The 11,110-nt window shown below is 40.3% G+C and carries 6 protein-coding genes; 1 reads left to right on the top strand and 5 read right to left on the bottom strand.

All coding sequences use genetic code 11. The features are described 5' to 3' along the window. The first annotated feature begins 450 nt into the window (after nt 1-450). On the top strand, nt 451-1,287 hold the full coding sequence (locus L1D50_RS17445) for a hypothetical protein (RefSeq protein WP_239966496.1): 837 nt from the start codon (nt 451-453) through the stop codon (nt 1,285-1,287). 69 nt (nt 1,288-1,356) lie between these two features. On the opposite strand, the gene L1D50_RS17450 is transcribed toward L1D50_RS17445, so the two are convergent. From L1D50_RS17450 to L1D50_RS17470, 5 genes are all read right to left on the bottom strand, one after another. Further along, nucleotides 1,357-4,038, bottom strand: coding sequence for an ATP-binding protein (locus L1D50_RS17450; protein ID WP_138524854.1), 2,682 nt, complete (start codon nt 4,036-4,038; stop codon nt 1,357-1,359). Between the two features lie 104 nt (nt 4,039-4,142). Next, entirely contained in the window at nt 4,143-6,380 is a 2,238-nt protein-coding gene (locus L1D50_RS17455; protein ID WP_138524856.1) for a TonB-dependent receptor, read from the bottom strand. A gap of 538 nt (nt 6,381-6,918) precedes the next feature. After that, nucleotides 6,919-9,159, bottom strand: coding sequence for an NAD(P)-binding protein (locus tag L1D50_RS17460; protein ID WP_239966497.1), 2,241 nt, complete (start codon nt 9,157-9,159; stop codon nt 6,919-6,921). A gap of 112 nt (nt 9,160-9,271) precedes the next feature. After that, nucleotides 9,272-10,249, bottom strand: a complete 978-nt coding sequence (locus L1D50_RS17465) for an acetoacetate decarboxylase (protein WP_138524858.1) — start codon at nt 10,247-10,249, stop codon at nt 9,272-9,274. Between the two features lie 70 nt (nt 10,250-10,319). Further along, the gene (locus tag L1D50_RS17470) at nt 10,320-10,907 is read right to left on the bottom strand and encodes a hypothetical protein (protein WP_128728283.1); all 588 of its coding nucleotides are present in this window, start codon (nt 10,905-10,907) and stop codon (nt 10,320-10,322) included. Nucleotides 10,908-11,110 lie beyond the last annotated feature (203 nt).

An 11,110-nucleotide genomic window follows, 5' to 3' on the forward strand; every position in this document is an offset into this window, starting at 1 on the left:
TTCTAGGACTTAAAATAATAAATTAACGTCCGAAAGTGGACGTAATCGTAGTAAATTCGGACGCTCGTAGGATCAGTTGCGTTGATGTAATTACGATAAACTTCTGACATATACAAACAATCCAATGATGTCAGCCTTATTGCTCATTTATGCTTAGTTAGCAATGAATAAAAATAGATGTCTTTGTTATTCCTACTTTATCGATGTCAAGCTAGGCGCTTGCGTTGATACAATGCCATCCTTAGGACATATTTTCCCTCAACCAATTCCCAAATACCTAATAGTGGGTTTGCCAATGTGAGTGGACTCAATAACAATAAACTAAGTGCAACGTTGTTTTATCCAGTTTTACACAATTACCCAACGAATTCAGTTGAGGTAACCTCAACATCAGGAATGAAATAATGCGTTCTCAGGTCTATTTACGAAGTAACCCATATCGAGAGAATAATGAAATTATTAATGCTAGTACTGTGGTTCGGCTTAATTGCATTCGCACAGGCAACCGAAATTGAAATCGAATATAAGAGCTGGATAAGTAGCAGTGATAAACAATATGTGGAAACTTGGCTAAAACACGGTGTCAAAGCAACAGAGCGTTCCTTAGGAGTACTACAACAGCAAACGCTTCCATTTATCATTGAACCGAGCTTATTCGCATCTGAACCTGTGCCATGGGGCTCGGTTCAACGAGGTAAGCCCGATGCCATTTTACTTCAAGTCAAACGATTTACCTCAAGCCGAGTGCTGATTAAAGACTGGACCTTGTACCATGAAATTGCTCACCTTTATCACCCTTTGCTTGACCACTCAGATTTTTGGCTTGCAGAGGGGCTTGCTACCTATTTACAAAATGTCATTATGCTAGAAAATGATATTTTTAGTGTTGACGAGTTTCGTACGAGGTTAATCTCAGGGCTCAGCCGAGGCGTAAAAAATACGCGACTAAATAAAGGATCACTTAAAGCAGTGAGCGAACAGATGTGGTCATTAAAGGCACAACAAAGAGTCTATTGGAGTGGGGTTGCCTTCTTTATAGAAGCAGAAATTGCACTACAGGATATAGGCAATAAGAACACAATCAGAACGCTTATTTCCTTATCTCAGCAATGCTGTAAAAACAGTGCAATACCGGGAGACAGTAACAGTGGACGACTATTTATTGCGAACTTAGATAAACTCTCCAAAACGACCATATTTTCCAATCTATATGCTAACTATAAGCAGCGGCAGGATTTTCCTGACTTAAGTAAAACTCATATTTATAGTCTTCAGCCATTAAGATAAAGCATTTTTTAAAGCCTTTAACGACCACTACCATATCTTCACGGATAAATATTGATAAGACATAAAAAGCTATGCTTGTTTTGTTTCCTGCTTTTCTGACTCAATCGCGACAGACATGGCATTGAGTAATTCCATTATTCTCTCGTCGATACGCTCAAGCTGCTTATTCTTCAATTTAACATCCAGTTCGTTTGCTATTTTATGAATATCAATGCAATCAAACATTGCAGCCGTACCTTTAATTGCATGAATAGTCTTTGCCAACGCTTCGTAATCTTGGTATTTCGCTTGATTCTTTATCTGAACTATCTGCTCATGCAACCCAGAAATATACTGCTGTTTTAACTGATAAAACTCCGCTTCAGGTAGATCTACATCTTCATCAACTTGAATATCTAGGTAATAAGCAATTTTTTGGCTAAATACAACTCTATCTATTGGCTTTGCTAAATGATCACTAAACCCGAGTTTCAGATAACGCTCAATTTCATGCTGCATAGTGTTAGCGGTTAACGCAATCACAGGTGTGCTACATCCTGTTGCTTGGATAAAGCTAAATGCCTGTTCACCATCCATTACAGGCATTTGGATGTCCATTAATATCAAGTCAAACTCACTATCAAGCACGGCTTGGACCGCCATCTGACCATTTTCAACTGCAGTCACAGACAATCCCATACGTTCAAGAATACGCCTAATAAGCTTACTGTTATCAGTGTTATCTTCTGCAAGCAGAACTTCACCTTTTAGCTCTTGGCTTAATTCCTCAGGCATCGTCCCTACCTCTCTCACGTCTCCAATTTGGGCAAGGCTTTGTACCCACTTGGTTTTTTCTGTCGTGTACAAGCTTAGTGTAAGCGTAAATGCAGTTCCTGAGCCGACCTCGCTTTCGACACTAATGTCTCCATCCAATTTTTTCGCAAGGCTTTTCGAAATATTTAATCCAAGCCCCGTACCACCATACTTCCGAGAGGTCGAAGAGTCGGCTTGGTAGAACGCACTAAATAATTCCCTTTGCTCGTCCACGGTCATACCAATCCCAGTATCACGAACAGTGATCATAAGCTGCTCGTTTTTACACGCTACATCTATTGATATTTTACCAACCGTAGTGAATTTCATTGCGTTAGATGTGAGGTTGAGTAATATTTGCCGTAACCGCGTAGGGTCGATCACAACGAAATCAGGTAGGGGAAAGTGATAATTTAGGGCAAATTCAAGCCCCTTGTCCCGAATTTGTTTACCCAATAGGGAGTCAACATGTGCAATCGCTTGAAATAGGTTTGACTCCACCAATTCAACCTCTAGTTTATTGGCCTCAATTTTAGACATATCAAGAATATCATTGATGAGCCCAAGTACATGCCTTGAGTTTTGCAAAATGACGGAAATAGCATGGTTGCGCTCATGAGGTTTGATGTCTCCAAGCATAATGCCATCAGCATAGCCAATAATCGAGGTCATTGGTGTTCGTATTTCATGGCTCATGTTTGCTAAAAACCGGCTTTTAGCCTCACTAGCATCTCTGAGCTCCGACGCTACCTGCTCTAGTTCATAGGTACGTTTTAACACCTTTGCTTCTAGATTTTTATTTAACTCTATATTCTCTTCACTGGTAATTCTAAACTTATCTGCAACCGCGAATGCCAACAGCAATGCATCAAGAGCGGTACCTATCAGCCCATAAAGGTATAGGTTATTTGAGGACTCCGGTAGCAAACTCAAGTTAGTTAGATTGCCAACCATATTGGGGATAGCCATGGCAACATAAGCCATCACAAAATATCGTGCGGGCTTGAACCCTTCAATCCAGCGTTTTACTCCAACAAACAGTCCAAAGCACAAGGCCAAGCCTGTGACTAAAGTTGCCCAGATAAAACCAAAGCCAGGAAATAATATACAAAAAGGCATTCCGAGCGCGGCTATTACGCCGAGCCAGATAGAGATCGACACATAGTTAGGATGAACATCTTTGAGTTTTAATAAATGAATATAAAATAATGCATTGGTCAATGGTGCCAATGCAAAACCTAACCAATGAAGATTTGCTGAGTAAAATCCAAATAACTCATCAGGAAAATGAAAGAAGTGACTCCAAGCGAATACCCAAACGCAGGTAAATAGTGCATAGTAAAGGTGGGTTACATCCTTAGAGCCTACGTAAATCAATAAGTTATACAACCCTAAAACAATACCAACACCAAAGCAAAGTGTCATGATGAGATTTTCATAAACTACTTTTTGTCGAAAATCCCTAAGTGGCTCAATAGTCAATTTTACGGGCGTGTAAAAAAAGTCACTCTCGAAAAGCGTAACGATATAATAGTCTTGGTTAGGCTCTAGCGTAACTTGATTGCCATAATGAAACGCAAATTCATTTTCTACTTTACCTCCAGAGAAAACCCGCTGTACTGTTTGAGGCGTATATATCCTCGACTCGACTTTGCTTAGCACCGTATTGTAGGGGTAAAGCACAAACTCATTTAACGGCGTTTCGTTCCTGATTTTGGTTACCAAGAAATAACGACCAGAGAACAGTGCTCTCTTTTCTATTGGCTCTCTTATTGATTCCCACGCTCTCAGTTCATTCCAACTCTGAGGAAATCTTGTATTGGAATTAGCCTCGTAGGATTTACCAATATGGTGCAGATTTTGATATTGCCAAGGCTGTGTTAACTTCAACACAGCCTGCTCTGCATGAACAAAACCAGAAAACAGAATTATGCCGAAGATGATCAGTAGCAAACGCATTCTAGCCAGTTACCTTAGCAAAGCTACCTGTGGTCCGATATTGTATATGCAAATTTTCTATCCCCAAGTCAGGTGACTTATCTCAATATAGTTCTTAAACACGCTCAAAAACGGTATGTTACATCCATTCCTACCCTTCTACCTTCACCTTTAAAGTCTTCCAACATCCCCAAAAAGCTACTAAGGTCAAATTTGAGATGGCTGTATTCCTTATCTAAAAGATTCTTACCCCATATGCCTAACTGCCAGTCTCCATATTCCATTTGTAGATTAGCATTCCAAAGTATATAGCCTGGCTGCTTAGCGTAAGAAGATTCATTTTGGTCGAAGTAATATTCGCTTTGATAATCAAACCCAACTCTACTTTTTATACTCACTTCATCCCAATTAAATTTATAATCTATACGTCCAGAGATATTCCACTTTGATGTAAACGGTAGCCGGTTATCCGTCAACACAACACCCACAGGGTCAATAAATTCTTCAAAGTTTGCTTCCGGTATATACCCAACATCTAATCCTAGATGAGTTTGCTCCGATAGATACCAAGTATTTTCTACTTCAGCACCGTAAATTTTTGACTTACCCACATTTTCTAGTAGCTGATAAGGCGGCGCACCAGGTACCTCAGATGCTTGATTCATAAATACCTGCTGGTCTTTATAATCATAGTAAAAAGCAGCCCAATTTGTACGAAGTCTTAAATCTTTAAACAACAGCTTAGCGCCAACTTCATGAGCAACTAATTCTTCAGGGCCATAACTTGCTTGCATTGCTGCTGCTTTTGAGATCAAAAAACCGCCGTTATAACCACCGCTCTTAACACCATTAGACAAACTGTAATAGATACTGTTATCCGGTTCTATTTTATAGATAACCGATAATTTTCCAGACAAATTGCTATCGGATTCTTCTCCCTCAATATCGTAGGCAGGAACTAAAATACCTGTGAGGTTATCTGCAAACGGTACATTTAAGTAGGAGAAAGAGTCATAACTTACCTCTTCATCGCTGTATCTTATGCCAACAAGGACATCAGTATCCTCGCTGACTTCATACTCATATTGGCCAAACAATGCTTGCGATTTTACTTTGATATCATTATCGTAAAAAAAAGTCGCTGCACTTGTGCCATTCTCGGTACCTCTTAGATCACGTAATAAATCATTAAAATTATCCTGATAAATACGCTCCTCCAAGTGGAATAAACCAACGGTCAAAAAACCATTTGTCATGCTTTGTTCAAATCTCAGCTCATTTACCAGCTTTTCGTTTTTAAGGCCCAACTCCCCTTCACACAGTGAAAATGGGCTTCCATCACAGTTAAATCCATGTACCCTATCTAAACGATTGAAAGCTCCAAGATAGATAAACTGCGACCGCTCATCCAGTGCATAAGTTATCTCAGTTGTGACACCTTTATTTATGCTGTGATGTCTTTGGTAATTGTTCACCCGTACTGCCCAAAAATCGTCGCTGCCAACATTAAATCCAAGTATATCAACGCAGTTGCTAGTTCCCGCCTTCGCAGGAGAGCATAACGAACCATCTAAGGGGTTAGAGAATAATCCGATATTCCCGACTGGCTGAACTAACCCATTCCAATGGCCATAATCAAGTTTGACAAACACGCTGAAATCATCAAACTCACCTAAATAACTTAATCGAACATCATTTTGTTCCATATATGCTTCGGGAACATCTGGCTGAAGGTTATACGTAGTATACTCATAGTTATTGTGGCTCGCAGCGAGTCGCACCGCGCTGTTTTGATCTAGACTATAATTAAAGGTTGTCCGAGCTCTTGTTAGAGAATCTGAGCCAACCCCAACACTGACAGAAGCAAAGTCACCATCAGTTGGGCGTGCTGTACGTACTAAAATTGCCCCTCCAGTAGTATTTCTACCAAAAAGCGTACCCTGTGGGCCCTTTAATACTTCAACTTGTTCAATATCAAATAGATTGATAACTTGGTTATTCGCCGCTCCAACTGATATACCATCTAAATACATGCCAACAGGAGAGGTATTTGCTGTGTTGTAATCGACTAAACCAACGCCTCGAATATTGATAGCAGGAGGTGTTCCTTCGGCCGCATTTTGACTGATTTTAACATTCGCAACTAAGCTGCCTAGTTCCGTCGTGTCTTTCAGTGCGGCATCAGTGATAGTCTGTCCGGATATAGGCTTTACAGCGATAGCGACATCATTGATAGACTGCTTTCTTTTTTGAGCGTACACCTCAATGACTTCGATTTCTTCTACTTGTGCTGATGTTTCCATCGGGCCTACAGAGAGTAATGCTAAAGTTATCGTATTTAACAGCACATTTGGATGTGGCATAGTTTGAATCCTGAGCTATATCATGCAATTGCACTATCAGTATAGCTGAATTAAAAAGACTCCCAAACAAATGAACCTGATTACCTCTTTGAGGTTCAAATTATTGTTCATTACTGTGGTAAATTATCCAAATACTCGGGTAAAGCCCTCAAGATTGCACAGCTCGGTATGTATTACAACCTAAGGGGAAAGGGTTTATTTCGTAACTAAATAAAGATGGCTAAGTTAGGGCCTCTTGACCTTTACTGCTTGATTTTTGCTTTCCTGAGCGTATTTTGGTCCGGGACGCTCGACTTGCTACCTAGTAATCCAAGCAAAAATTGAGCAACAATGAACATCGCGCACTCAGGTGAATCCAAAGGGCAGGGCTTGATTAGTATTTCTTCTGTGTAGCCCCACACGGATGTGGGGTAAAGTAACTTTGAAGGCGCGTAAAATCTTTATCACCTAACTCACATAAAATAACTATGCTACACGGACTCTGTATTGTCTAAACACCAATCAAACTGCTGCAAAAAACATTAAATATCAATTAGCTTTAGTTAAATGGCTCAAACCCCAACTCTCCACTAATACGTTGAGGGTATCCGGTGATGGCTCTACTGGTTTGCATGCCTGCCATCACTGCGGCTTCAACACAACCTGCGTTAACACCGGTTTTAATCCAATCTCCGGTAATGTAGAGGTTATTGAATATGCTGCCGTCAGTAGATAGTCGAAATTGACTGCTATCAACAACGCTTAGTACATAACGCTCACTGGGGTCGACATTCACTCTCCAATACTGTGTGTTGAACCTCGCTTCACCCTCATTATTATCAACATCAAACAATACGTTCCAATCGAAGTCGTCACCATGATACGCCTCTGGCCACAGTGGTTGCATCTGCAATCTAAGTTTTTGCAAAGCGTTTTCTTTTACCTGAGCTTTCATGCGTTCAGGAAATTCATGCTCGCTCGGAGGTGGATAATCTGCGCAGGTAAAAGCACTACAAAAATAGGCAATGTTCTTGGGCTGTGAATTTGGCCAATCCTCCACCTCTAGTAAATTAGACATCGCAGCCCAAGTATCAAAGGGTTGGGAAAATGCGCTTAATATTGGTGGTTCATTACTGCCAGAAGGATCGTGAAAACCCAGTTCACTGTCAGTTTTAGTGAGCCACAACTGCAATGCTTGAGTCGCAACAGTTTTAACCTTTTCAGCTTGCAGCTTTAAGCTGTTATCTTCAGCCAATAATTGCCGACAAAGTGGCTCAAGACCTGCCACTGAAATCCCAAAAATCACCAAATCGAAATCAGTTCCTTTATTTAGTGTTTTTCTCGGTAACGTCTGTCCAAATGCTTGTTGGTAAACCGTTTCCCAATTAGACCAGTAAGACTCAAGATTAATCTTATGCTCCTTGAGTAGTGCAGCTTGCTGCGACTCAATTTGCTGCCACAGGGGTGAGCTCGGCCAACACGGCAAGTCTTTGACTAATTCTAGAGGTTCGTAGCATTGTGCCTCTTTTAGTTTAACCTGCTGAATTAATTGAATACTATCAACATGATGACCGTTTTCATCCTGCGCACAGTGTAATGACTCAACCTGATGAAAAAAGGCAAACCTAACACCTCGGTGCTTGAGCAGCTCATAGATAGGAGAAAAAATAATATCTCCCATACCCGCTTGCATTTTCCACATCACACCGCCTCGATAACACAGCATAATCCTAAGCATTGCCAAAGCCGCAACGCCTGCTTCGACATTTGGTTTTTTAAAATCACCGTCTTCATAGCCAAAAACGAGATCATAAAAACCGCGAACAGGAGCAGACTCCACAGACAGCGACTCATTTGCGCCATTACGCCTTAGCCACTGTTTAAAATCATACCGATCAATATAACCAAAACCGCGTGAATAAACCTTGTCACGTAGCATACCAATGGTCATCGCAACCCCGAGATCTATACATATGTACAGACGCCTTATCAATGGGTTGTCATCAATCAAGTCGTTTACTTCTGACTTTAACCAACGCCTAATTTTTCGAACCATATACCAAACAACTAAGTGATCTTTCTTATTTTCTAAACGGTGATCGGCCTCACGTACCGTTAAAAAATTACTGAGTTGCGTTATTAACAGCTTTGGCGTGGATACTACCTCTTGGACATGGTTTTCTGCGTCATCAAATAAAGCGCTAGCTTTTTCTTCCACACTGTCAAAAAAGCTCTTAACTTCTTGGCCTAGATGAGCGAGTAGTGTTTTATCTCTTTCTTTTTTTGTTTTGAGCTGTATGGATTTGTGCGTTTTTTCAACCTCGCACTCCAAATCATCAACCCATTTGTGTAGCCAAGCCGCAAGTAATTTTAAAATCTGCCAAAAATGTAAATCGAGTGTGCCATTTGCCGGATTACCTGGGATCTCAGGAAAATCTACCGACCAAGTTTGCCACTGCTGGTCGATATATTCTTGTAACACGACCAAGCTATGCGGTTTTAGTGCTTGTTGCCAAGTGTGAATGGGGATATCACTTGAGCGTTCTAGCTTATTATAAACCGTTTCTATTGCCCTAAAAGAATTAACATAAGCACCAAACCAAACGTGTAAGCCGTGCTCCTCAATACGTTCGCCGAACTCAGCATTACGACCACTCGCTCCTTTACCACCCAAACGCCAGCCTTGCTGATAAACAGTAATATCATAGCGTTCTTGCCAACCTTCTTGTTCTGTCATGTATACCGCAGCGGTCATTGCCGAAACGCCGCCGCCAAGTATTGCTACTTTTTGTTTACTCATAAATCTTCCTTTTCTAACGTGTTGACGAGCAACACCTAAAGCCATATAGGAAGACAACTAAACATGCAAATATCGCTTTAGTAAAAATCGTGCTTTTTATGCCACAAATACACTAACGATGGAGATTAACCATACTCTGAGCACTGGAAACAATTTCTTCCACTCCTGCCTGATCGAAATCCATTTTCACAAAATAAGGTAGTTTGACCTCACTTTTACCTAATGGAATACCAAACATTTTATCAAGTGGAAACGCATCCATTCGTTGTAAGTTCAGGCTTAAGTCGTCCTTAATAAAACCAATTTTGTGGATTTTCTTCACCTCAGAAGGGGAATGCACCACCGCCGAATATACAGACTTTTCAGCATAACCATCTGGAAACTGTTTAAATAATATTTGATCCATTTGCGGGTGGGTAAAACCCGATAAGAACTGTTTAAGAAATTGGCTATCGACATTTAAATCAGACACTGAATCTTTGAAAAGCTCAGCAATTTCTTCACCCACTTCTAACACTTCTTTTAACCATGACTCTCCGTCATCCTCAGGTTCTACAGATAACAATTCATGCCATGCCATTTTGACGTTGGGATCAAATTCCTTAAAGGTTTCCAGAGAGAGGGAAAAGTTCAGTGGGTCACCAAAGTTATCAGGCATTTCGTAGCGACATAAATATTTATTGTAGCCCCATATTTCTCGACCATTTATCAGCGCGTTAATATTGTTGACTGAGATAAATGCTGGATACCAATATAAATGTTCTGCTTTTAGCGTTTCGAGATTTATTTGCAGAATTGGCAACCAGATGATGACATCAGTTTCTTGCATGTATCCATAGTTACTGAAAGGCGGAACTTTTGACGCGATATTTTCAATATCCGTAAAGGTCAATAAGCACCAATCTGTTAAAGCCTTGAATACAAATTCACTACTAGAAACCGAATTAAGTGTATTATCAACATAGCTTTGGATTGTTGATTTCTTTCCTTTGACAAAAAAGCCATACATTTGCGCATTTAACATTCTGCACGGAGGTTTAGCGATTGGATTACTATAAAAATGTTGATAATCAGGCAACTCGGGATACATCTTTCACTCCTTAGAATATAATAAGTTAGTGCTTAGTGTAGTTCGCTCAAGCTGCTTTTGCGTATGTAGGTTATAAAAACTCTGCCTCTCGTTGCTCAACTTCGACATAGTTACGTGCTTCTTGCTGGCAAAAGTATTGATAATGAGAATATGCATACTCATCAAAGTTACTCGAAAGCTTATTCATAAAACCGTGTAAATATCGTGTGCGGATACAATTCAGCCCTTTTTTATCTTTTAAGAGTTCAATAACAGGCTCTACATCAAAATGAGATTCAACTTGAGCAAAAAAGATAGATACATCACAGCTAGGCTTAATATTTAAATGATGACGTATTTGGCTAGGATAAAAGGCAATAAGCTGCTCTACAGAACCAGAAGCATCTTGCTCGGATAATGCTACCCATGCGGCAGCTCCGCCTGCACTAAACCCAATAATAAGTTTTGGCTGAAGTTCAGCAATCGCAGCTGATACTTTGTCAGCATATACACGATGGCCGCATTGCACCAAAAACAGTTCGTAACAATCTGGCTCCGAGACTGTGTTTGGTTCTTCTATAAATGGGGAAAGCACCTGCACGTCACTTCCAAGCGATTTAGCAAAGTGGTCAATATGATCAGTATGACCGAAAATATCGGTAACAATTAATATAGCCATTGGTTTTCCTTATTAATAATTTATCGTTATTGGCTTATATGACTTTCCCTGCCACATGGCCTTATCTACTTATATTTGGATTAACACGCTACTCCTAAACTTACCATCAATCGCTACACAGGGTACTGATTAGCAGGCATTTACCCAAAACTAAAACCTCTCTTAAAGCTAGCACACTGCCAATCCCTGTAAACATTAAATAC

It is taken from the genome of Pseudoalteromonas sp. Isolate6 (assembly GCF_022398435.1).
Taxonomy (GTDB): Bacteria; Pseudomonadota; Gammaproteobacteria; order Enterobacterales; family Alteromonadaceae; genus Pseudoalteromonas; species Pseudoalteromonas galatheae.